Source organism: Clostridium sp. YIM B02569, assembly GCF_022320765.1.
Taxonomy (GTDB): domain Bacteria; phylum Bacillota; class Clostridia; order Clostridiales; family Clostridiaceae; genus Clostridium; species Clostridium beijerinckii.
Map to the genome: position 1 here is coordinate 22,192 of NZ_JAKJJX010000002.1, position 24,226 is coordinate 46,417.

The window sequence follows — 24,226 nt, forward strand, 5'->3', positions numbered from 1 at the left end:
ATGAATATTCCATTAATTGATTTAAAAGCTCAATATAAGTCTATTGCTGAAGATTTAGATAGAGTAACTAAAGAAGTGCTTTCTTCTGCGAATTATATTATGGGCAAGAATGTAATTGAATTTGAGAGAGAATTTGCAGAATATATAGGAGTTAAACATGCGATATCAGTAGCGAATGGAACTGATGCATTGGTTATTGCATTAAAATCTTTAGGAATAGGGAATGGAGATGAAGTAATAACTTCGACATTTACTTATTTTGCTTCAGCTGAAGCTATTTCAGCAGTAGGTGCAACGCCTGTTTTTGTTGATGTTGAAAAGGAAACATTTAATATAGATCCAACTAAAATAGAAGAAAAAATTACAAATAAAACAAAAGCTATTATACCAGTTCATATCTTTGGACAATGTGCTAAGATGGATGAAATAAATGAAATAGCTAAGAAGCACAATTTAAAGATCGTAGAGGATGCTGCTCAAGCATCAGGATCTAGATATAAAGGAAAGATGGCGGGAACTTTAGGTGATGCAGCATGCTTCTCATTCTTCCCAACTAAGAATCTTTCATGTGCTGGCGATGGCGGCATGATAGTGACAAATGATGATAATATAGCGATAATAGCAAAAGCTTTAAGAACGCATGGAAGTGGAGAAACTGGACAAAAAGCTTATAATTTGCTAAATAATATAAATGATGAGATAGAGACGTCTAAAGATGGTGACGATACTGTATATAATGCTTTAAAATACTATAATTATTTAATCGGGTTCAACTCTAGGTTAGATGCTATTCAAGCAGCAATTCTAAGAGTAAAATTACCACATTTAGATGATTGGAATAGTAGAAGAAGAGAAGTAGCGCAAATATATAATGAAAAATTAAAAGGTTCTAATGTAGCTGTACCTACTGTTGATAAAGAAAATGAAACTATATATCATCAATATGTGTTACAATGCGAAAATAGAGAAGATATGATAAATAAACTTAAAGAAAGTGGTATAGCAACTGGAGTTTATTATCCAGTCCCACTACATTTACAAAAAGTATATAAAGATCTAGGATATAAAGAAGGGGATATGCCGGTTGCAGAATATTTATCACATAGAACATTTGCAATACCAGTTTATCCAGAATTAACAGAAAATGAAATAAATTATATAGTTGAAAATATAAAGGCATAATATTAATATTGTGATATGCAAATTCCTATATATTTTGAACTTGAGGTTTACTTAAGGAAAATATTGATAAGTGCGAGGGTTAATTATGGATAAGAATTATTTTGTACATGAATCAAGTTACATTGATAACGACGTAGTGATAGGTGACGGAACGAAGATTTGGCACTTCTCTCATATAATGAGTAATTCTGTAATTGGAGAAAAGTGTAATATAGGTCAAAACGTTGTAATATCGCCTGGTGTAAAAATTGGAGATGGAGTAAAGATACAAAATAATGTGTCTGTATATACAGGAGTTATTTGCGAAGATTATGTATTCTTAGGACCGTCTTGTGTGTTTACTAATGTAGTAAATCCAAGAAGCTTTATTGAAAGAAAAAGCGAGTATAAAGAAACTATAATTGGAAAAGGGGCTTCTATAGGTGCTAATGTAACAATTGTGTGCGGTCATAATATAGGGAAATATGCATTAGTAGGTGCTGGAGCAGTAGTTACTAAACACATACCTGATTATGCCTTAGTAGTAGGCAATCCGGCAAGTATCATAGGATATGTATGTGAATGTGGAGAAAAGTTGAACTTTAAAGATGAGCATGCAACTTGTAAAGCTTGTGGGAAAAAGTATAGCAAAGATAAAGAAAAAGTAGAATGTATAGATTAGAAAAACAGATTTTTATTTATTAACATTTCATTGTATAATTTGTTAATAAAACTTTTTAGTAAATTATGTTCTGTGGATAAAATTTTAGGCCGTAAATTACAGGAGGTATAAGATGTCATTATTAAAACAACAATTATTAGATAAAATAAATAATAAAACTGCAAAAGTTGGTGTGGTTGGTCTTGGATATGTTGGATTACCATTAGCTGTGGAAAAGGCTAATGCTGGTTATCAAACTATTGGATTTGATGTTCAAGATCAAAAGGTAAATATGGTTAATGAAGGAAAGAACTATATTGGGGATGTAGTGGATGAAAATTTAAAGAAGATAGTAGAAGAAAATACTTTAAGAGCTACTACTGACTTTAGTTTTGTTAAAGATGTAGACACTATTTGTATTTGCGTTCCTACACCATTAGATTTATATAAGCAACCAGATTTATCATATGTTGTAGATTCAACAAAAAGTGTTGCACAATATCTACATAAAGGTATGCTTGTTATTCTTGAAAGTACTACATATCCAGGAACAACTGAAGAGGTTCTTAAGCCAATACTAGAAGAAAGTGGACTTAAATGTGGAGAAGACTTTTTCTTAGCCTTTTCACCAGAAAGAGTTGATCCAGGTAATAAGGACTTTAATACTAAAAATACTCCTAAAGTTGTTGGGGGGTGTACACCTGATTGTACAGAAGTTGCAGCAGCATTATATAGAAATATATTAGAGGGAGATATCCATACTGTATCATCTCCAGCCGTAGCTGAAATGGAAAAAATATTGGAAAATACATTTAGAAATATAAATATTGGATTAGCTAACGAAATGGCTATTTTATGTAATAGAATGGGAATAGATGTATGGGAAGTTATAGATGCAGCTAAGACCAAGCCATACGGATTTATGCCGTTTTATCCAGGTCCAGGCTTAGGTGGACATTGTATTCCTCTTGATCCATTTTACTTAGAGTGGAAAGCAAAAGAATATGATTATCATACAAGATTAATAGAAACTTCAGGAGAAATAAATGATTCTATGCCTGAATTTGTATTAGATAATGTAATGAAGATTTTGAATAAGAATAAAAAGGCATTAAATGGTGCGAAAGTTCTTTTATTAGGAGTTGCATATAAGAATGATATCGATGATTATAGAGAATCTCCAGCATTCAAGGTAATAGAGCTATTAGAAAAGAATGGCGCTGACTTAATGGTAAATGATCCGTATTGTCCAATTTCTAAATATAAGGGTAAGGTTTATAATTCTGTTGATTGGAAAGAGGTTATAGACGAGTCTGATATAGTAATTATAACTACAAATCATAGTTGTTACGATTACGAATCAATTGTGTCTAGAGCTAAAGTTATTTATGATACTAGAAATGCAACTAAAAATGTTGTTAATAATAGAGAGAAAATTTATAAATTATAAGTTTTTCAAGGTGTATATAAGCTGATTCTATGCAAGAATGGTATATTAATTCCAATGAGTTACTATTAGTTAGAATATACTGTTTATAAAAAGAGCACCTCCATAATTTTATGGAGGTGTTCTTTTATTTACATTTATTAATAGTACATATAATTTGTGAAAAGCGAATAAAATAAGTACTGCATAAAATAAATAGATATTTAATTAATATAAATAGAAATTGGTGATTAAATGAAATATATAAAATTAAGTAGCAAAGTTAATTTAATTATACATCTTATAGTAAAAATTAAGAGGGACGATGTGTTTGCATTAGCATCTCAGTTAGCATATTATTTAATATTATCATTTTTCCCATTTATGTTATTTTTGATGACTTTGGCTGGATTTAGCAGCATAAGCTCTAAACAAATACTGGGACAATTAAATGTTATGCTTCCTAGGAGTGTATTGGAATTAACTCAGTCAACTGTTGTAGAGATATTTGACAATCAATATACTGGATTGTTAGGAATATCTATATTGTTAACGCTATGGACAGCGTCATCTGCATTTAAGGCTATAATAAAAAGCATAAATAAGGCGTACAACTTTAAAGAAGAAAGGTCATTTATTAAACTTTCAATTATTTCTATGTTAGGAATATTAGCATTAGCTGTAACTATAATTCTAGCTTTAACAGCGTTAGTATTTGGAAATGTAATAGGCGATTATATTAAAAGTATCAATCCATTTTATGAAATAATATTGATTATTTGGAATATATTCAGATATACTTTTATATTAGCGATAATGATATCTATATTTATTTGCGTTTATAAATTTGCTCCTGCTAAAAAGTTGGTATGGAAAGAGGTAATCGCAGGGTCCATATTTAGCACAGTGGGCTGGGTGCTAGTGTCCTTTGTTTTTTCATTTTATATCGATAATTTTAATAATTATTCTAGGTTTTATGGAAGTCTTGGTGCAGTATTTATACTTATGACATGGTTATTTTTAATATCAATAATATTCATCTTAGGAGTAGAGATAAATTTTGTTACATCTGAGTTAAGAGGTAGAAATCGAATGATTAGAAACAGGTAGACAATGATATTAAATTTTATTATAAAGTTTGATTTTTTATTGAATAGAAATTACCGAAGTGGGTATAACTTTAGAAGAAAAATATTCAGGAGGTAAAAGATGAATAAGATAATATTATTAGGAAGATTAGTTAAAGACCCTGAACTTAGGCACACTGAAAATGGAGAAAAAATTTATACCAAGTTTACAGTTGCTGTGCAACGAAATTTTAGATTACCTGATGGAATTAGAGAAGCGGATTTTATACCTATAAAAGTTTGGGGAAAAAAAGCTGAAGTTATAGTAAAATATATGAAAAAGGGAAGCCTTATTACTTTAAGCGGTAGATTAAGAACTGGTAGTTATGAGGATAAGGAGGGAAATAGAAAGTATATAGCAGAGGTTATAGCAGAAGATTTTAAGTTTCTTGAGAATAAGAAAAGTCAAACTGAGGCGTTGTAAAAATATTAGCCTAGTTGATTTTAATAATATAAGCTATATGGATAGATAAGTATATAACTATAAATATACTTATCTATAGAAGAGGTTATCTAATTGTTAGATATTGTCAATGCGTTTAGATAACCTTTGTGATAACATAAAAAGTATATTTTTACTTACAAATAAAAGTATACTTAAAATAAATATTCTTTTAATAAAATGCTTGATTATAAAAAACGCTTATGATATTAGTTTAATTTAATAGAACTAAAAATGAATACTAAAGTCATTAAAGTAAGATAAGTAGTGTTTATATAGAAATGAAAAAAATGTTTTTTATATTGTAATAATAAATGAAAAATATTTGTAGAAAAAGTGTTGTATTTATGTGAATATGTGTTATAATAATATTGTAAACGATATCTATTATATATTTTTCAATTATGGTGAAACAAAAAAAGAGATTATGAGGTGAAAAAAGAGCTATTGGCTCTTTTTTTATTTCCTTATGATAATTAATAAGGTTTTAATTGTAAGTAAAAACCATATTAGGTTTTTAAAAAATATATACAGTGTATTATTCGTCCAATTTCGACAAAAGACTTTTTTTATATGAAAATTTAAAGAATGTATATGTTGTAAAAAATAAAGGAAGAAGTTTTATTGTCAATAAAAAAAATATAAATCTTGAAAAAGAGGACATGCTTTGACAATTTATTGATACATTATGTGATACTATAGGTTTGTAAACAAGGAATTACTATCTTGAGGGAGTTGAAAGGGTTATGAATTTGGTTGAGGAATATACATCAATTAATAGTGATGCTGATGTAGAGTATAGATATGCATATAGGCTTATAAAAAAGGATTATAAGGGGATAACTGCATATGGAATTGAAGTTGAAAGAAAAGATTATATTGGTTTAAAAAATGTGAATTTAGAGAGAGAAAAGATAGATATAATATCAATTCATAGGTACAAAGTAAAACAATTACTTATGAAATTGTTTAATAATCAGGTATCACCACTTCACTTAATTGATATTATAGGGACGTATGTGGATGAGCATGCTTATGAGTTTGATATTGGTATGGGAGAGAAAGTTATAAATTAATATTAAGGTATAGAAATAATTAAATATTTACGCTAGTATATGGTAAGAGATTACTAAGAAAGGCGATAAATCATGATTATTGGAATTGGAACAGATATAATAGAGATAAGTAGAATAGAGCGTGCGATACAAAGAACAAATACTTTTATTGAAAGATCATTTACTTGTAATGAGATTGCATATTTCAAATTAAAAGGATTTAAGGGGAATGTAGTAGCAGGAAATTTTGCTGCTAAGGAAGCGATTAGTAAAGCAATAGGAACTGGATTTAGAGGATTTGGATTAAAAGATATTGAAATATTGAGAAATGAGTTGGGAAAGCCAATAGTGAATTTAAGTGATAAAATATATAACCTATTGGAGATAAAAGAATTTAATATGCATGTTAGTATTTCACATAGTAATGAAAATGCGATAGCTTATGCAGTTATGGAGGCAATATAATGTTAGAAATTTTTTCGGCTAAACAATGTAGAGAAATTGATAGAGAATGCATTGATTATATTGGAATTCCTAGTATCGTATTGATGGAAAATGCTGCGATAAGTTTATTTGGGGAGATTTCAGATAAAGGTGAATCGTTTTTAATATTATGTGGAAAAGGTAATAATGGGGGGGACGCCCTTGCATTAGCTAGACATTTGATATTAGATGGGAAAAAGGTAAGGGTTTATATTCTAAGTAAAGACGAAAATTACAGTCAAGATTTTAAAATTAACTTTGGAATATTAGAAAAAATAATTGAAAAGAATGACATATTATTTATAAAGTCAGAGAACGATATAGATGAAAACGTAATAAGTGATATTAAAGACTATGACCTATTAATAGATGGAATTTTTGGTGTCGGCCTTAACAAAGATTTAGTGGGAATGTTTAAAAGTATTATAGAATGTATAAATTTATATGCAAAATTTGTGGTGGCGATTGATACGCCATCGGGTTTAGACTGTGACTTAGGTATTGAGAGAGGAATCGCGGTTCATGCTAATATAACTTATACATTTGAGGTCGTCAAACAGGGCTTTTTAGATTATAAAGCTATTGATTGTGTCGGAAAAATTAAAATATTAAAAATAGGCATTCCAGAGTATATAAAAAAGAAAAACTCTAATAATTTTTATATACTAGAAAAAAAGGAATATAGTAAGATGCTTTTAAAAAGGCAGGTTTATGGTCATAAAGGAGATTACGGTAGAGGAGTAGTTGTAGCTGGAAGAATCGGATTTACTGGAGCAGCCTTTATAACTACGGAATGTACGGTTAGAGCAGGTGCGGGATTGACTACACTAGCATGCAGCAGTGAGGTGCAAAAGATACTATCAAGCAGATTAACAGAAGCTATGACATTAGACTATGAAGATAATGATAACTTTATAGAACTTATAAAAAGAGCAAGTTCTATTGCTTTTGGTCCTGGAATTGGGGCTGGAGAAAGAGAAAAAAGCTTGTTGGAAAAGATAATAAGTAACAGTAAATGTCCTATTGTGATTGATGCGGACGGGATATCTATTATAGGGGAAAATAAGTACTTGCTAAATAATTTAAAGGGTAGGGCAATTATTACTCCACATCCAGGTGAAATGGCACGGTTTCTAGGAATGAGTATTGAAGACGTGGAGGCTAATAGAGTCAGCATAGCAAAATCAGTTGCCATGCAGTATGGAATAATTGTTTTATTAAAAGGGTATAATACCGTAATTTCGAACGGAAAAGAAGTTTATATAAATCCTACTGGCAACAGTAAGATGGCATCAGGAGGCATGGGAGATGCATTGACCGGAATAATAAATGCATTTCTGTCACAAGGAGCTAGCATAAATCAGGCTGCTCTTTTAAGTGCATATATTCATGGGAATATAGCTGATAAATTAAGCAAACAAGTTTACATAGTAAATGCAAGAGATATTATAGCCGAATTACCTAAAGAAATTAACAGTATTATTGATTAATTAAGAATAAAGTCACTAAGATTTTCATAAATAGTAATATGTAGTAATAAATCTTAGGAGGCCTTATGGATTTTAGAAAAGTATTGTTCAATAAAAAAATAATTATAGGTATTTTGGTGCTTATTCCAGTACTTATGATTTTGTTAGTTATTTTATGTAGAGACGTAATTACCCCTTCAAATGAAGATATAATTAGTGAACTGAAAGATACAAAGTATTACAGTAGTAAAGTTGATTATTTGTTTAAGAATTCTAAGTCGGAATTCGAGGAAAATACAATGCAATACTATAGTTTTGATAAGGGGTCAAGAATAGAATTCGGAAATGACTATAACAGAGTTAAGGTTTATAACGGTTCAGAGATAAAAGTTGAGGGTGACGAAGATAAAGAGGGATATACACTTGATAAGGATATAGACGTAATTTATCCTTTGGCATTCATAGAAAATATACTATCTAATAAGCAAGCTGATGAAATAAAAGAGGTTAAAGCAGATTGGGGACCAGGAGTATATTTACAAATAGATATAGAATTTAACAGCAAGAATAAGCATTTAAATAAAGCTGAATTCTATGTAGATAAGGATAAGAAGGTTCCAGTATTATTAAAGATTTTAGATGATGATAATAAAGAGAGAGTAATAGTAAAGTATAGTGATTTTAAAAAAGAAAAAACATTAAGTGATGATTTATTTTGATTTAAATAAATTTATTAATTAGAAATCAAGCCAACATTAATATTAAAAAACGATATACTAAATCTAAATATAAATTAAAGTACATATTAGAAATTTTGTAGAGAAAACATTTAATAAGAATTATCTAGAGAATGGTAAAGAAGTAATACAAATCCTTTGACAAATTGACATAATTTGCAATATAATCATAGTTATAAGAACTTTTTACTGCTATGGAGGCGAAAAGATGTCAATAATTAATCTAAATAACATGAAAAATAAAAAAATAGTTAACTCAGGGAATAATAAAATTAAAAAAAATAGTGGAATTATGGAGAAATCGTTAATACAATATATTAACGAAGGATTTTCAGCTGATTTTGAAAAACTAATGAAAAATGGTTATCAAGAAATGGCTGAAATAAACTTGGAATATTCTAAATTAGGTTTTGAATATATGTTAGATGATGTTAATGAGTATGAGGCATGGATTTGCGGAGTGTGATTATTTAGAATGGCAAACATTGTGGTAAAAAGAGGGGAAATTTTCTATGCGGATTTAAGTCCAGTTATAGGATCCGAACAGGGCGGGATAAGACCTGTTATTATAATACAAAATGATATTGGAAATAGATATAGTCCTACTGTTATTGTAGCTGCAATAACATCTCAAATAAATAAGGCTAAGCTTCCTATTCATGTTGAAATTTCATCAGAAGAGTATGGATTAAATAGAGATTCTGTTGTCTTATTAGAACAGATAAGAACATTAGATAAGAGAAGACTTAAAGAAAAAATTGGACATATGACTGAAGCAGACATGAAAAAGGTTGATAAAGCATTAGCGGTTAGCTTGAATTTAAGCTAAAGAGAAAACAAAAGGGTTTTATATCTATTAATATTAGGAGTGGTATAGATAATTTTTTTTATTTGTACTACTCTTTTTGTGCGTGAGAATACTCTATATTATATGAATATGCTTAAAAGTATATCACATTAATGAATGAGGTATACAAAATATATTTTGTATGCTAGAATAAATATGTTAAAATAAAACATAATATAAATGAGTAAATTAATAATAGGGGGTTGTATAATGAATAATGAATACAAACTTGAAGAAATCTCAAAGTTAATGAGAAAAGATATAGTTTCTATGCTTACAGAATCATCATCAGGTCATCCAGGAGGTTCTTTGTCAATAGCTGATATTATGTCTGTATTATTCTTTAAAGAAATGAACATAGATGTATCTAACGCAAAAGATCCAAATAGAGACAGATTTGTTTTATCAAAAGGCCATGCGGCACCAGCATTATATAGTGCTTTAGCTAGAAAGGGATATTTTGAAGTAGAAGAGTTAAAGAGCCTAAGAAAAACAGGTTCAAGATTACAAGGACATCCTAATATGAATGATTTACCAGGAATTGATATGTCTACGGGCTCGCTAGGACAAGGAATCTCTGCGGCAGTTGGAATGGCATTAGCAGGAAAGCTTGATAAGAAGGATTATAGAGTATACGCAATTTTAGGAGACGGAGAGCTTGAAGAAGGCCAAGTTTGGGAAGCATCAATGTCTGCAGCTCATTACAAATTAGATAATTTAACTGCATTTATAGATAATAATGGACTACAAATAGATGGAAACATAGAAGATGTTATGAATCCTGGTCCTATAGATAAAAAATTTGAAGCTTTTGGATGGAACGTTTTGACTATAAATGGTCATGATTATGATGAAATCATAAATGCTATCGCAAAAGCAAAGGAAGTTAAAGGAAAACCAACTGCAATTATATGCAACACAGTAAAAGGTAAGGGTGTTTCATTTATGGAAAATCAAGCAGGATGGCATGGAACTGCTCCAAATAAAGAACAATGTGAGCAAGCATTAAAGGAAATTGGAGGGGAAAACTAATGGGAAATAAAGTAGCAACTAGAGAAGCTTATGGTAAAGCGTTAGTAAAACTTTCAAATTTAAATAAAGATGTTGTAGTACTAGATGCTGATTTATCAAAATCAACTAAAACAGCTGATTTTAAAGCTGTTTCACCAGAAAGATTTATAAATATGGGAATAGCAGAATCAAACATGATGGGAGTTGCAGCAGGGCTTTCAACTTGTGGGAAGATTCCGTTTGCTAGTACTTTCGCAATGTTTGCAGCGGGAAGAGCTTTTGAACAGATAAGAAATTCTATATGTTATCCAAAGTTGAATGTTAAAATTTGTGCAACCCATGCAGGATTAACAGTTGGAGAAGATGGAGCGACTCATCAATCCATCGAAGATATATCGCTAATGAGAAGTATTCCCAATATGACTGTAATTAATCCGGCAGATGATATAGAAACTGAAGCAGCAATATTAGCCATAGCAGAATACAATGGACCTTGCTATGTTAGATTAGGAAGGTTAGCTGTTAGTACTGTAAATAACATAGATAATTATAAGTTTGAAATTGGAAAAGGTGTGACATTAGCACAAGGTAACGATGTTACTATAGTTGCAACAGGACTAATGGTTGAATTAGCGTTAGAAGCTAAAAAAGAGTTGGCTAAAGATGGAATTGATGCTAGAATAATAAATATACATACAATAAAACCAATTGATAAAGAACTATTAGCTACTGCAGCGAGAGAAACAGGAGCAATAGTTACAGCAGAAGAACATAGTATAATTGGTGGTTTAGGTTCAGCAGTCGCTGAAGTTTTAACAGAAGAATGTCCAGTACCAGTATTAAAAGTTGGGATAAAAGATACTTTTGGTGAAAGTGGTAAGCCAAACGAACTATTAAAAGCGTATGGATTAACAGTAGAAGCCATAGTAGAGCATAGTAAGAAAGCTATTTCATTAAAGAAATAATCAACCCAGAATAATAGAATATAACATACCGAAAATGCAAGATACAAAGCTTATGAAATAGCTGAGGATCTTGCATTTTCTATTTTTGAATAATCAAAAATAAACAAGGAAAACTATGAGAGAAATTCTAATATAAATAAAAATTAAAAGGGGAAGATGACAATGAAAAAATCAAAATTTAGAGAATATTTAATAATAACATTTGGGATAATTCTGGTTGCGCTTTCCATTGAGTACTTTTACGCTCCAAACAATATTGCAGCAGGTGGAGTAACAGGAATAGCAATAATTATTAATGCGGTCATACCATCTTTTTCAATAGGTGTAGTGAGCTTTATTTTAAATGGATTGTTATTTATAGTTGCACTTATATTCATTGATGGAAAATTTGGTGTGAAGACGATTTATGCTAGTTTAGGATTATCAGTTATAATATGGGCAATTGAGAGGTTCTTAAAGCCAGTGGCAATCACAAATGACTTAATGATGGCAACTATTTTTGGAACATTAATTTCAGCATTCGGAATGGCTATCATATTTAATGAAAATGCATCAACAGGAGGAACAGATATATTAGCAAAAATGCTAAATATATTTTTTCATTTAGATATAGGAAAATCTTTATTGGTAGTAGATTTTGTAATAACCTTAGCAAGTGCGTTTGTATTTGGAGTGGATGTTGCGTTGTATTCTATGCTAAGTATAATACTACTTGGTTTAATAGTTGATAGAGTTATAGAAGGATTTAATGCTTGTAAAAGTATATTTATTATTAGTAAAAGTAATTATGAGATAAGTAGATATATAATAGATACATTAGATAGAGGCTGTACATTTATAAATGGAGTAGGGGCATTTACAGAGAAGGAAACTAATATACTTTATGCCGTTTTAAGTAGGAATCAATTCATAAAATTGAAGAAGTTTATAAAAGATGTAGATCCTGATGCATTTATAACAGTGGGGGAAGTTCATGAAGTATTAGGTGAAGGATTTAATGATATAAAACAACATTAATTACCAACAAATGGCTCCAAATTTAATAAAATTGTATAACATTAGAAAGTATTCTTATGTTATAATTAATTTTGTAGGTTTTGCAATTAATTTGCGGAATATACAATAAAGAAGGAGTGTTTGAGTATGATCGAGTTTAGAGGAGTATCTAAAATTTACAATAATAATGTAAAAGCCTTATCAGATATTAATGTTGAGATAGAAGCAGGAGAATTTGTATTTTTAGTAGGCCCAAGTGGATCTGGGAAATCTACTTTTATAAAAATGCTTTTGAAGGAAATTGAACCAACCAACGGAAAAATATTAATAGGAGATAAAGATTTATCATCTATTACTAGGCAGCAAATACCTTATTACAGAAGAAAGATAGGAATGGTATTCCAAGATTTTAGATTGATACCAACTCTTAACGTATATGAAAATGTTGCATTTGCTATGAGAGTAGTAGAAGCATCTCAAAAAGATATAAGAAGAAGAGTTCCAATGGTATTATCGTTAGTTGGATTATCTCATAAATATAAAATGTTTCCTAATGAATTATCAGGAGGAGAACAACAGAGAGTTTCTTTAGCACGGGCACTAGTTAATAATCCATCTGTTTTGATTGCTGATGAACCTACTGGTAACTTAGATCCAGATACAGCTAGAGAAATAATGTCATTACTTGAGGATATAAACAAGTCTGGAACTACAGTTCTTATGGCTACACACGCAAAGGAAATTGTTGACTATATGAAAAAAAGAGTTATAGCTATTGAAAAAGGAGAAATCGTTAGAGACGAGAAAAGAGGTAAGTACGAAGATGAAAATTAATACTATTGCACATTTTATTAAGGATGCATTTACAAGCTTAAAAAGAAATAAGACTATTAGTATTGCTTCAGTAATTACTGTTCTTATAACTTTCTTTGTTTTGGGAATATTCGTATTAGTTGCTAATAATATAAACAAAGGAATAAATACTGTTCAGAATAAAGTAGAACTAAAGATATTTCTTAAGGATGATATAAAACTTATTGACCAAAGGGAGATAGAAATAAAATTACGAGAAATTGAAGGCGTTAAAGATGTAATTTACCAATCAAAAGAAGAAGAGTATAAGAATTTTCAAAGTACTACGAATGAAAATGAAGGATTACTAAAAGGATATACATTGCAAAATAATCCTTTTTCAGCATCATTTACAGTAAAATTAGAATCTCCAGAATATGCGTCAGCCGTAAGTGAAGGAATAAAAGACTTCGAAGGTGTTGAGACTATAGGTGATCAACAAGAATTAGTAGACAAGATTGTAGGGATAGTAAATGGTGTAAAAGTAGTTGGTTTTGGGTTATTTATAATATTAGTGGGTGTTTCAATATTCTTAATAATGAATACTACAAAACTAACTGTATATTCAAGAAGAAGAGAAGTTGGAATTATGAAATTTGTAGGGGCTACTGATTGGTTCATTAGATGGCCATTTGTAATAGAGGGAATGGTAATAGGGTTTATTGGAGCAACATTAGCATGTGGAGCTTTATTTGCAGCATATAATGGACTAGTTAGATGGATTGCTTCGCAATTGGTATTTGTAAGCCTTGTACCAGCAACGTTTATATTCTCAACTCTATTATGGCAATTTATGCTTGGTGGTATTATAGTTGGTGGAATTGCTAGTATAATTTCATTAAGGAAATTTTTAGTGGTATAATTTTTGCAAATAAGTGTAAATATAATAAAAATAGGAATAAAGAAAAATAGTATTTTATACTATGAAATCTTGAGAAAAACTTTACAATATAATCCACTTTAATCTATAAAGATATATATTGGGATTATATGTATGATGCATATGAAAGGGAGTCTTTATAGGTGAAGGAATCAAGAAAATACATATTTGCAAATAGAAGGCAAAATAGAAAAATAATTTTAATACCAACAGTAATCTTTATAGTATTTCTTATATGTGTATCCTTTTTAGGAGGAAACTATATTGCTACTAAAGGGATATTTCTAGTAAGAACATCGCCAGAAGTCAAGAGTACAGCTTCTCAGATAAATGATAAGAGTAAATATTCAGCACTTTTTACAGTTAGAGATAAATTAATTGAAAAGTTTGATGGTGAAATTGATGACAATGCTCTTTTAGAAGGAGCGATCAAGGGAATGACTAATTCCTTAAATGATCAATATACTGTATTTATGAATCAAAGCGAATTTGATGATTTAATGAAACAAAGTAGTGGAAGTATGACAGGAATAGGTGTTACTGTAACGTTAAAAGATAAACAGGTAACAATTTTAGATACTGTTAAAGGAGCACCTGCTGATAGGGCTGGACTACAGGAAAATGATATAATAGAAAAGATAAATGATATCGATGTGTCTGGTGACGATTTAAAAAAAGCAACGTCTATGATTGCAGAGGCAAATAATTCAGAGTTAAAACTGACTATTAAGAGAGCAGATACTAATGAATTTGATGTTAATGTAACACCTGAAAAAGTAAAGATTGAATCAGTAAAAGGGAATATGCTAGATTCTTCAATAGGGTATATTCGTATAAAAACTTTCATGAATGAAAATACGGCAGAAGATTTCAAAAACACAATTGATGAATTGAAATCTCAAGGGATGAAAGGCTTGATAGTAGATCTGAGAGAAAATCCTGGTGGGCTATTAACAGAAGCAGTAGGCGTTGCATCACAGTTTATTCCGAAAGGAAAGATAATAACTTACACAATTGATAAATATGAAAACAGAAATGATTCATTATCAATTGGTGGAGATGCTGAAGGCATGCCATTGGTTTTACTAGTTAATGAAAATAGCGCTAGTGCATCAGAAGTTGTTACAGGTGCTTTAAGAGATTATGGCGCAGCAACAATTGTTGGAAAAACTACTTTTGGGAAAGGTATAGTTCAGCAAACAGTTAAATTTGATGATAATATTGGTGGACTTAAAGTAACTATTTCTAAATATTATACTCCAAATGGAGAGAATATTCATAAAAAAGGGATAGCCCCAGATTTTGATGTTACAACACCTGTTGGTATTGATGAAAAGAGCTATGATAAAAATGCTGATGAGCAGCTAAAGACAGCGGTTGAAAAAATAGGAGAAAAGATTAAATAGGGAGGGATTAAATGGGTTTATTTATATATACGCTACGGAGCGTATCAGGTGCTATAGTAACCCCTCCATTAGTATTCTTATTAATACTCTTAATAATGGTACTACATTCAAAGAACAAAAAAGTAGTAACTATGCAAAAAATAATTTTAGGAGGTAGTGTAAATTCATCTATTGAACTTACACTATCTCAACTTGTTTTAGGAATTATAGGTGGAATTATAGGAAGCATAATACTTACAAGTTTAGGTGTAGTTTTTAGTGAAAATTCTGGAATATCGTATTTGTTTGTTATATCAATATTATTAATGCTTATAAGACCAAGGTTAATATGCTTTTCTTATTCGGGAGCAATTCTAGGTGGTATAGTAATTATAATTAAATTGATTAATATATTCATTCCTTATAGTTTAGGCGTTTTTGATCTAAATATATTTTATTTAGCAATTCTTATAGGAGTATTCCATGTTATTGAAGGGATATTAGTAATTGTCGATGGAGATAGAGGAGCTGTACCTGTATTTACAAATAGAGATAATAAAATTTTAGGTGGATATGCATTAAAAAGATATTGGGCATTGCCAATAGCAATAATTATTGCTATGAATGGGAATAATTCGATGTTGAATTATATGACAGAATCTATATCTAATCCAGATTGGTGGCCATTAATTAAACTACCATATGGACTCGCATTAATAGCTGGAAGTATTATTTCTATAGTTCCTTTTTATATGGTATTAGGTTATTCATCAATTACATTTACAAAAAGTAAAAGAGAAAAAGCTATATCTTCAGGAGTACACATACTAGCTTATGGAATTCTTCTGACAATTTCGGCTCAGATTGCTAGGTTTGGAATTATTGGTGAAGTATTTGTTGTGATTTTTATGCCAGCAGCTCATGAGTTAATGCTTAAGCTTCAGACAGATCGAGAGAAAAAGCAAGTGGCTAAATTTGTTAGCGATGAAGAAGGTCTGGTAGTTTTAGAAATGTCAGCGGATTCTAGGATGCGGGAATTTGGAGTTGATATTCAAAGTAAAATTTTATCAGTGAATGGTAAAAAGATTAATTCCGAAGCGGAAGTGTATTCTATTTTAAAGGAAAACTTATATAATGCAGTTTTAAAGATAAAGGATTCTCATGGAATGGTAAAAGATATTCAATTTAGGCATAATAAAAATACTAGGCTTGGAATTTTAGTAGTACCTAGAAATGTAAGCAAGGAAGATATTGTGCCAGTCGATGGAGGAAATTTTAAAAATGTTTTGAATTCATTAAAGGGGTCTGAAAATAAAGTTGAATATAAAATAGAAAAAGAGAATGATGGAAAACATGATAAGGATGTTAAGAATAAAGATGATAAAATGTAATTAGAAGGTGGCTTGGCCACTTTTTTCTTTAACTAATAATAATATTTTTATTTGAGCGATATTTAAGATGAATTTTATCTTTTTTAATAAATAATTTTAATTACAACTGATTTAAATAAAGTAAACATCTAATAATTATAATATTTTAGATATATGGAGAGTATTAAAGACATGAGTAAGCATTTAAAATAAATAGGATAATTTATTGACTTAATACTTAAGGAAAAGTAAAATAGATATATAATACGAATGTCTGTTCGGATTGGAGGTAATATAATGGGAGAATTTAAAATACAATCGAGATTTAAACCTACAGGGGATCAACCACAAGCAATCGATAAATTAGTGAATTCCATAAAAAGCAATAATAGAGCTCAAACTTTGCTTGGAGTAACAGGTTCAGGAAAAACATTTACTATGGCAAATGTTATAGAAAAATTACAAAGACCTACTATAATGTTAGCTCATAATAAAACTTTAGCAGCGCAATTATGTTCGGAATTTAAGGAGTTCTTTCCTGATAATATAGTAGAATACTTTGTATCTTATTATGACTATTATCAACCAGAAGCATATGTGCCTCAAACAGATACATTTATAGAAAAAGATGCATCAATTAATGATGAAATAGATAAATTAAGGCATTCAGCTACTTCAGCTCTTTTTGAAAGAAGGGATGTAATAATTGTCGCATCTGTTTCCTGCATATACGGGCTAGGTAATCCAGATGAATATAAAAAGTTAACTATAAGTCTTAGAACTGGAATGGAAAAAGAGAGAGATGAGGTTATAAAGAAACTTATAGAAATTCAATATGAAAGAAATGATATAGATTTTTCAAGAGGAACCTTTAGAGTTAGAGGAGATTCTTTAGATATAATTCCCGCTTCGTATTCAAATAAAGGGATTAGAATTGAATTTTTTGGAGATGAAATTGATAGAATAAGAGAATTTGATGTATTAACAGGAAGTATCCTAGGAGAAAGAAATCATGTAGCCATAACTCCAGCATCCCACTTTGCAACATCTAGAGAGACTGTTGATAAAGCAATTGGCATAATTGAAGGAGAATTAGAGGAGAGGCTTAGAGAACTTAATGCCCAGGATAAGCTTTTGGAAGCTCAAAGATTAAGGCAAAGAACTAACTTTGATATTGAGATGATAAAAGAAATGGGATATTGTAGTGGGATTGAGAATTATTCTAGAATATTAGATGGTAGAGCTTCAGGAACACCACCTAAAACATTAATAGATTATTTTCCGGAAGATTTTCTTATGTTCATAGATGAGAGCCACGTGACATTACCTCAGGTTAGAGCAATGTATGCAGGAGATAGATCAAGAAAAAATACATTGGTAGACTATGGATTTAGATTACCTTGTGCATATGATAATAGACCGCTAAAATTTGAGGAATTTGAAAAGAAAATTAATCAAGTAGTGTTTGTAAGTGCTACTCCATCGGCTTATGAAATAGATAATTCTGAAGAAATAGCTGAACAAATCATAAGACCTACAGGATTGTTAGATCCAGAAATCATTATAAGGCCTATTAAAGGACAAATTGATGATTTATATGGAGAGATTAATAGAACGATAGAGTGTGGATTTAGAATATTAATAACTACATTAACCAAGCGTATGGCAGAAGATTTAACTAAATATTTAATAGAACTTGGTGTTAAAACAACTTATATGCATTCAGATATTGATACGATAGAAAGAATGAAAATAATAAGAGATTTGAGGCTTGGTGAGTACGATGTACTTGTAGGAATAAATCTTTTAAGAGAAGGATTAGATATACCGGAGGTAGCTTTAGTTGCAATTTTAGACGCCGATAAAGAAGGGTTTTTAAGATCAGAAACATCATTAATACAAACAATAGGAAGAGCGGCTAGAAATTCAGAAAGCAAGGTTATAATGTATGCTGACAATATAACAAAGTCTATGGATAAAGCAATGAAGGAAACGGAAAGAAGAAGAGCTATACAAAAAGATTATAATGAAAGACATGGAATGGTACCAACAACAATAATTAAAGATGTAAGAGATATTATTGAAGCAACAAAGGTTGCAGAAGAAGTCGAAGAATATAAAGCTGCGGATAAGAAAAAACTTACTAAGAAAGAAAAAGATAAGTTAATTAAAGATCTTACAGAAGAAATGCTTTTAGCGGCAAAAAATCTTCAATTCGAAAGAGCAGCTGAGCTTAGAGATATTATTAATGAAATTAAAGATGGAAAGTAATGGGTAATAATCAATATATGATATATTGCATAAAACTATGAATTATGTATTGTCCATTAAGTAGGAGGTTAGTTTAATGAACGATAAGATAGTAATAAAAGGCGCGAAAGTTAATAATTTAAAGAATGTAAGTTTAGAAATACCGAGAGATAAATTAGTTGTACTTACAGGATTATCAGGCTCAGGTAAGTCATCTTTGGCCTTTGATACATTATATGCTGAAGGGCAAAGAAGATATGTGGAATCTTTATCTTCTTATGCACGGCAATTTTTAGGACAAATGGATAAACCGAATGTAGAATATATAGAAGGATTATCACCGGCAATATCAATAGATCAAAAGACTACAAGTAAAAATCCGAGATCAACAGTTGGAACAATAACTGAAATATATGATTATTTGAGATTATTATATGCAAGAGTAGGAATTCCTCACTGTCCAAAGTGCGGTAAAGAAATTACTAAACAATCTGTTGATCAGATTGTTGATAAAATTATGGGTTATGGAGATAAATCTAAACTTCAAGTATTATCACCTGTAGTTAAAGGGAGAAAAGGAACTCATGAAAAGATATTAGAACATATAAAGAAGAGCGGCTTTGTTAGAGCAAGGATTGATGGGGAAATTTATGACTTAACTGAAGAGGAAGTAAAGTTAGATAAAAATAAAAAGCATAATATTGAAGCTGTTATTGATAGAATTGTTATAAAGGAAGGGATTGAAGGTAGACTTACGGAATCTGTAGAAGCGTCTTTAAAGATGGGCGAAGGATTAGTTATAATTAGCGTTATTGGAGGAGAAGAAACTTTATTTAGCGAAAATTTTGCTTGTCCAGATTGCGGAATAAGTATTGATGAGCTATCGCCTAGATTATTTTCATTTAATGCTCCATATGGAAAGTGCGATCATTGTGATGGGCTTGGAAGTCTTATGGAGATAGACGAAAAGCTTGTTATACCTAATAGAGAGTTGAGTGTTATGGAAGGCGCTATAGCAAGCTGGGGAAGTGGAAGACTAAAAGAAGATTCTTGGACATATGCAATACTTCAGGCTCTAACTAAAGAGTATGGATTAGATTTAAGCAAGCCTATAAAAGATTTGGATAAAGAACATGTTGATTTATTGTTGTATGGAACAGGTGGAAAAAAACTTAAAATTGAATATGTGAAAGATGGAGTTAAAGCTATTTATAGTTATGCATTCGAAGGGGAAATTAATGCATTAAGCAGAAGGTATAGAGAGAGTAATTCAGATATTATAAAGGGCGAAATAGAGCAATACATGAGCAATGATTCATGCCCAAAATGTAAAGGCGCTAGATTAAAAAAAGAAGTGCTAGCAGTTACTGTTGGTGGAAAAAATATATATGAATTTACAAGTATGTCAATAAAAGAAGAATTAGAGTTTATAAATGGAGTAGAATTTTCAGAAAAAAATAAACTTATAAGTAAGCAGATTATAAAAGAGATTAAAAATAGATTGCAGTTTTTGCTAGATGTTGGTTTAGATTACTTAAGTTTATCAAGAAATTCTGGAACCTTATCAGGTGGGGAATCACAAAGAATAAGGCTTGCAACACAAATTGGTTCAGCACTTATGGGAGTTCTATATATATTAGATGAACCAAGTATTGGATTGCATCAAAGGGATAATGATAGGCTAATACATACTTTAAAAAATCTAAGAGATGTTGGAAATACAGTAGTAGTTGTAGAACACGATGAAGATACTATGAAGGAAGCAGATTACATTGTTGATATTGGACCGGGTGCAGGAGAGCATGGAGGAGAAGTAGTTGTTGCTGGAACACTTGATGAAGTTAAGGCATGTGAAAAATCAATAACAGGTCAATATTTAACTGGAAGAAAATCAATTCAAATTCCGGCAGCGAGAAGCAAAGGTAATGGACAAAAAATAAAAATTGTAGGCGCTAAGGAAAATAATTTAAAAAATATAAATGTTTCAATTCCTCTTGGTACTTTAACTATGGTCACAGGAGTTTCTGGGTCCGGAAAAAGTACTCTAGTAAATGAAATACTTTATAAAGGGTTAAATAGATTAGTAAATAAGAGCAAAAATCCAGTAGGAAACCATAAAGAAATAGTTGGTTATGAGAATATTGATAAAATAATAGATATAAATCAAAGTCCGATTGGGAGAACACCTCGTTCTAATCCAGCAACTTATACAGGCACATTTGATATAATTAGAGAGTTATTTTCACAAACTACGGAAGCTAAAATGAGGGGGTATAAGCAAGGCAGATTTAGTTTTAATGTTAAAGGTGGAAGATGTGAAGCTTGTTCTGGAGATGGAATAATAAAAATAGAAATGCAATTTCTATCGGATGTTTATGTTCCATGTGAAGTGTGTAAAGGAAAGAGGTATAATAGAGAAACTTTAGAAGTAAAGTATAAAGGGAAGAATATAGATGATGTATTAAAAATGACAGTTGAAGAAGCATTGAAGTTCTTTGAAAATATACCTAGAATTGAGAATAAGTTGAGGACATTAAATGATGTAGGACTTGGATATATTAGATTAGGTCAGCCTTCAACTCAATTATCAGGTGGAGAAGCTCAAAGAATTAAGTTAGCATATGAATTATCAAAGAGAAGCACAGGAAAAACTCTATATATATTGGATGAGCCAACAACAGGATTACACGTAGATGATGTTAGTAGATTAATAGAAATACTTCAAAGTTTAGTTGAAACAGGAAATACTGTAGTAGTAATTGAGCATAATTTAGATATGATAAAATGTGCAGATTATTTGATTGATTTAGGTCCAGAGGGCGGAGATAAGGGTGGAACCATCATAAAATGTGGAACGCCAGAAGAATTATGTAAGGTTCAAGAATCTTATACAGGCAAATATTTGAAAGATGTGCTTAAATAAAACTTATGAATATTAATGAATAGGTACTCATATTTAGAACTATATAATATTAAAACCTATAATTGGTAGTTATAATGCTCAATTGGCAATATATATATAATATAAAATTAAAAATAATAAAGTTTTTATGAAGAAATTATATTGAAAATTGACAATTGGGGCATTATAGGACAGAATATGATAAGTAGATATTAAAATAATATAGATGATATAATAATATATATTAATTAAGTGGCACTTTTGCATGCCATACTTACTTTTTTATTGTATAATCATTAATGAGGTAAATGTAAGTTATAACTTATAAATTTCTGAAAGTTATTTTACATATATAATGGATACAGGAATGAATATTGAGGTGAAAATATGAGTTTTTCGAGAATAATTGCTGGTTTTTTTGGAATTGTTTTTATTATTATACTGTATGTAATAATATACTATGCGCTAAAGATAATGTATAGGGATGTTAAAAACGGAGGGAAGAAAAGAAGGCCTACTTCAGCAAAAGGAAGTTATGGCTTAGAAATTATAGATTCTGGAAGTAGCAAAGATTTAAAAGATGGATCTATTATTCCTATCAGATCGGATTTGACAATAGGAAGAAAAGATGATAATTCTATTGTATTATGTGATCAACATGTTTCTGGAAGTCATGCGAGAATTATCATAAGGAATAGTAGCTTATTTATAGAAGATTTAAATAGCACAAATGGTACCTACTTAAACAAGAATAAGATAAGTGGCAAAGCAAAACTGTCTAATAAGGATGAGGTAAGAATTGGTACGGCAATTTTTAAGATTTTAATTTAGAATATTCGAATAAAGAGAATATTAAAAGAATTTTTTATTGAAAAAATTAGGCTCAGCGGGGAAGTATTGTAAAGCTATATTTTCCGCTGGGCTTTACAAAAGTATTTTAGAAATCTAAATATCAAAGGAATAGCACGGTGGGGTGATATGGATTGAAGATAAAAAGAGATGAAATAAAGCTATTACTGTTAACTTATTTGTTATGTATAGCGCTTTTTACAAATTTAGCAATATTGAAAGATGACATGGATAAAGGCGCTATATACATGGGGTTGATAGTATGTGGCTTAATAACTGCTACCCAAATATTAATACGGAAGTTTTATCCCCATGGGGATAAATTTTTGATTACATTTGCATGTATATTGTCAGTAATAGGTATAGCTGTACTATATAGATTGGATACTGATATTGCTATTAAACAGTTAATGTATTTTGCAGCTGGAATAGTTGTATTTATTGCTCTAGTAGTGATAATTCCAGATATAAGAGATTTTGTTAAGTACAAGAAGGTATATCTGATAGCAACTCTGCTTATAATGCCTCTAGCATTGTTCGCGCATCAAGAAGTTTATGGTGCAACTAACTGGATTAGAATTGGTGGATTTAGTATTCAACCATCGGAATTTGGTAAGATAACATTTGCCATATACTTAGCGGCAGCTTTACATGATTATGAAGACAAAAATAATATAATAGAAGATTTCAAACAACTTTGGCAACCTGCACTGGTTGTTGTATACTCATTAGGATGTTTAGTTGGGCAAAAGGATTTAGGATCTGCGTTAATATTTTTTGGTATTTCATTAACAATGTTGTATGTTGCAACTGGAAAGAAAAAGTATGTGGTAATAACATTTATATTATTTGTGTTGGGATCTATTTTTGCATATAAACTGTTTCCGCACGTACAGCAAAGAGTATTAATATGGAGGGATCCGTGGAAGTATAAAGATACTACGGGATATCAGATAGTTCAAGGATTATATTCGATTTCTTCTGGTGGAATGTTTGGAAGTGGACTTGGTCAAGGATACCCAGGATTTATGCCAGTAAATACATCAGACTTAATCTTTGCAGTAATTTGTGAGGAATTGGGAATGGTATTTGGACTTGGAATTATGATAATATATTTCTTGTTTTTCTATAGAGGAATGAGGGCTTCATTTAGAATCAAAGATAGATTTTCACAACTTAATGCCATAGGCCTCAGTGCTATGATAGCATGTCAGGTTCTAGTTATAATAGGAGGAGTGTTCGCAGTAATACCTTTGACAGGGATTACATTGCCTCTTATTAGTGCTGGAGGTTCCTCAATAATAACTATGTTTTTTGCACTAGCAATACTTCAAAAGATATCGGAGGAGGGCTAAAAA

Annotated in this window: 22 protein-coding genes; all 22 read left to right on the forward strand. The window is 30.3% G+C overall.

Annotated elements, in window-relative coordinates; all coding sequences use genetic code 11:
• The 22 genes from L3B96_RS01855 (at position 1) to L3B96_RS01960 (ending at position 24,223) form a co-directional block, all read left to right on the forward strand.
• On the forward strand, positions 1-1,182 hold the full coding sequence (locus L3B96_RS01855; protein WP_238858655.1) for a DegT/DnrJ/EryC1/StrS family aminotransferase: 1,182 nt from the start codon (positions 1-3) through the stop codon (positions 1,180-1,182).
• A gap of 85 nt (positions 1,183-1,267) precedes the next feature.
• Entirely contained in the window at positions 1,268-1,843 is a 576-nt protein-coding gene (locus L3B96_RS01860) for an acyltransferase (RefSeq protein WP_012061031.1), read from the forward strand.
• Positions 1,844-1,955: 112 nt separating this feature from the next.
• Positions 1,956-3,272 (forward strand): nucleotide sugar dehydrogenase, encoded by a 1,317-nt coding sequence (locus L3B96_RS01865; protein WP_012061030.1) that lies wholly within the window; start codon positions 1,956-1,958, stop codon positions 3,270-3,272.
• Between the two features lie 231 nt (positions 3,273-3,503).
• The gene (locus L3B96_RS01870; protein WP_012061029.1) at positions 3,504-4,358 is read left to right on the forward strand and encodes a YihY/virulence factor BrkB family protein; all 855 of its coding nucleotides are present in this window, start codon (positions 3,504-3,506) and stop codon (positions 4,356-4,358) included.
• A 99-nt stretch (positions 4,359-4,457) separates the two neighbouring features.
• Entirely contained in the window at positions 4,458-4,799 is a 342-nt protein-coding gene (locus L3B96_RS01875; RefSeq protein WP_238858656.1) for a single-stranded DNA-binding protein, read from the forward strand.
• Positions 4,800-5,563: 764 nt separating this feature from the next.
• Entirely contained in the window at positions 5,564-5,893 is a 330-nt protein-coding gene (locus L3B96_RS01880) for a DUF6514 family protein (RefSeq protein WP_017212238.1), read from the forward strand.
• A gap of 72 nt (positions 5,894-5,965) precedes the next feature.
• Positions 5,966-6,337, forward strand: coding sequence for a holo-ACP synthase (gene acpS / locus L3B96_RS01885; protein ID WP_012061026.1), 372 nt, complete (start codon positions 5,966-5,968; stop codon positions 6,335-6,337).
• Entirely contained in the window at positions 6,337-7,845 is a 1,509-nt protein-coding gene (locus L3B96_RS01890; RefSeq protein WP_012061025.1) for a bifunctional ADP-dependent NAD(P)H-hydrate dehydratase/NAD(P)H-hydrate epimerase, read from the forward strand. Before acpS ends, L3B96_RS01890 begins: the two co-directional genes overlap by 1 nt.
• A gap of 65 nt (positions 7,846-7,910) precedes the next feature.
• The gene (locus tag L3B96_RS01895) at positions 7,911-8,543 is read left to right on the forward strand and encodes a germination lipoprotein GerS-related protein (RefSeq protein WP_012061024.1); all 633 of its coding nucleotides are present in this window, start codon (positions 7,911-7,913) and stop codon (positions 8,541-8,543) included.
• Between the two features lie 226 nt (positions 8,544-8,769).
• On the forward strand, positions 8,770-9,027 hold the full coding sequence (locus L3B96_RS01900) for a hypothetical protein (RefSeq protein ID WP_012061023.1): 258 nt from the start codon (positions 8,770-8,772) through the stop codon (positions 9,025-9,027).
• Positions 9,028-9,036: 9 nt separating this feature from the next.
• Complete coding sequence (locus tag L3B96_RS01905) at positions 9,037-9,390, forward strand: type II toxin-antitoxin system PemK/MazF family toxin (protein WP_009172938.1); 354 nt, start codon at positions 9,037-9,039, stop codon at positions 9,388-9,390.
• A gap of 228 nt (positions 9,391-9,618) precedes the next feature.
• On the forward strand, positions 9,619-10,440 hold the full coding sequence (locus L3B96_RS01910; RefSeq protein WP_012061022.1) for a transketolase: 822 nt from the start codon (positions 9,619-9,621) through the stop codon (positions 10,438-10,440).
• Positions 10,440-11,384, forward strand: a complete 945-nt coding sequence (locus L3B96_RS01915) for a transketolase family protein (RefSeq protein ID WP_012061021.1) — start codon at positions 10,440-10,442, stop codon at positions 11,382-11,384. The genes L3B96_RS01910 and L3B96_RS01915 overlap by 1 nt, the downstream gene beginning before the upstream one ends.
• Positions 11,385-11,546: 162 nt before the next feature.
• Entirely contained in the window at positions 11,547-12,401 is an 855-nt protein-coding gene (locus L3B96_RS01920) for a YitT family protein (protein ID WP_012061020.1), read from the forward strand.
• Positions 12,402-12,527: 126 nt separating this feature from the next.
• Positions 12,528-13,214 (forward strand): cell division ATP-binding protein FtsE, encoded by a 687-nt coding sequence (gene ftsE / locus L3B96_RS01925; protein WP_012061019.1) that lies wholly within the window; start codon positions 12,528-12,530, stop codon positions 13,212-13,214.
• Entirely contained in the window at positions 13,204-14,094 is an 891-nt protein-coding gene (gene ftsX, locus L3B96_RS01930) for a permease-like cell division protein FtsX (RefSeq protein ID WP_012061018.1), read from the forward strand. Before ftsE ends, ftsX begins: the two co-directional genes overlap by 11 nt.
• 161 nt (positions 14,095-14,255) lie before the next feature.
• Positions 14,256-15,518, forward strand: coding sequence for a S41 family peptidase (locus L3B96_RS01935; protein WP_012061017.1), 1,263 nt, complete (start codon positions 14,256-14,258; stop codon positions 15,516-15,518).
• 11 nt (positions 15,519-15,529) lie between these two features.
• On the forward strand, positions 15,530-16,888 hold the full coding sequence (locus tag L3B96_RS01940; protein ID WP_238858657.1) for a signal protein PDZ: 1,359 nt from the start codon (positions 15,530-15,532) through the stop codon (positions 16,886-16,888).
• A 276-nt stretch (positions 16,889-17,164) separates the two neighbouring features.
• A complete protein-coding gene (gene uvrB / locus L3B96_RS01945; RefSeq protein WP_238858658.1) occupies positions 17,165-19,138 on the forward strand; it encodes an excinuclease ABC subunit UvrB in 1,974 nt (657 codons plus the stop codon).
• 76 nt (positions 19,139-19,214) lie between these two features.
• The gene (uvrA, locus tag L3B96_RS01950; RefSeq protein ID WP_238858659.1) at positions 19,215-22,040 is read left to right on the forward strand and encodes an excinuclease ABC subunit UvrA; all 2,826 of its coding nucleotides are present in this window, start codon (positions 19,215-19,217) and stop codon (positions 22,038-22,040) included.
• Between the two features lie 366 nt (positions 22,041-22,406).
• The gene (locus L3B96_RS01955) at positions 22,407-22,850 is read left to right on the forward strand and encodes an FHA domain-containing protein (RefSeq protein WP_238858660.1); all 444 of its coding nucleotides are present in this window, start codon (positions 22,407-22,409) and stop codon (positions 22,848-22,850) included.
• A gap of 152 nt (positions 22,851-23,002) precedes the next feature.
• Positions 23,003-24,223: an FtsW/RodA/SpoVE family cell cycle protein gene (locus L3B96_RS01960; RefSeq protein WP_012061012.1), complete on the forward strand. Its 1,221-nt coding sequence runs from the start codon at positions 23,003-23,005 to the stop codon at positions 24,221-24,223.
• Positions 24,224-24,226 lie beyond the last annotated feature (3 nt).

Coding starts and splice junctions, on each gene's coding strand:
- L3B96_RS01855 (WP_238858655.1), top strand. CDS start 1: ATGAATATTCCATTAATTGATTTAAAAGCTCAATATAAGTCTATTGCT.
- L3B96_RS01860 (WP_012061031.1), top strand. CDS start 1,268: ATGGATAAGAATTATTTTGTACATGAATCAAGTTACATTGATAACGAC.
- L3B96_RS01865 (WP_012061030.1), top strand. CDS start 1,956: ATGTCATTATTAAAACAACAATTATTAGATAAAATAAATAATAAAACT.
- L3B96_RS01870 (WP_012061029.1), top strand. CDS start 3,504: ATGAAATATATAAAATTAAGTAGCAAAGTTAATTTAATTATACATCTT.
- L3B96_RS01875 (WP_238858656.1), top strand. CDS start 4,458: ATGAATAAGATAATATTATTAGGAAGATTAGTTAAAGACCCTGAACTT.
- L3B96_RS01880 (WP_017212238.1), top strand. CDS start 5,564: ATGAATTTGGTTGAGGAATATACATCAATTAATAGTGATGCTGATGTA.
- acpS (WP_012061026.1), top strand. CDS start 5,966: ATGATTATTGGAATTGGAACAGATATAATAGAGATAAGTAGAATAGAG.
- L3B96_RS01890 (WP_012061025.1), top strand. CDS start 6,337: ATGTTAGAAATTTTTTCGGCTAAACAATGTAGAGAAATTGATAGAGAA.
- L3B96_RS01895 (WP_012061024.1), top strand. CDS start 7,911: ATGGATTTTAGAAAAGTATTGTTCAATAAAAAAATAATTATAGGTATT.
- L3B96_RS01900 (WP_012061023.1), top strand. CDS start 8,770: ATGTCAATAATTAATCTAAATAACATGAAAAATAAAAAAATAGTTAAC.
- L3B96_RS01905 (WP_009172938.1), top strand. CDS start 9,037: ATGGCAAACATTGTGGTAAAAAGAGGGGAAATTTTCTATGCGGATTTA.
- L3B96_RS01910 (WP_012061022.1), top strand. CDS start 9,619: ATGAATAATGAATACAAACTTGAAGAAATCTCAAAGTTAATGAGAAAA.
- L3B96_RS01915 (WP_012061021.1), top strand. CDS start 10,440: ATGGGAAATAAAGTAGCAACTAGAGAAGCTTATGGTAAAGCGTTAGTA.
- L3B96_RS01920 (WP_012061020.1), top strand. CDS start 11,547: ATGAAAAAATCAAAATTTAGAGAATATTTAATAATAACATTTGGGATA.
- ftsE (WP_012061019.1), top strand. CDS start 12,528: ATGATCGAGTTTAGAGGAGTATCTAAAATTTACAATAATAATGTAAAA.
- ftsX (WP_012061018.1), top strand. CDS start 13,204: ATGAAAATTAATACTATTGCACATTTTATTAAGGATGCATTTACAAGC.
- L3B96_RS01940 (WP_238858657.1), top strand. CDS start 15,530: ATGGGTTTATTTATATATACGCTACGGAGCGTATCAGGTGCTATAGTA.
- uvrB (WP_238858658.1), top strand. CDS start 17,165: ATGGGAGAATTTAAAATACAATCGAGATTTAAACCTACAGGGGATCAA.
- uvrA (WP_238858659.1), top strand. CDS start 19,215: ATGAACGATAAGATAGTAATAAAAGGCGCGAAAGTTAATAATTTAAAG.
- L3B96_RS01955 (WP_238858660.1), top strand. CDS start 22,407: ATGAGTTTTTCGAGAATAATTGCTGGTTTTTTTGGAATTGTTTTTATT.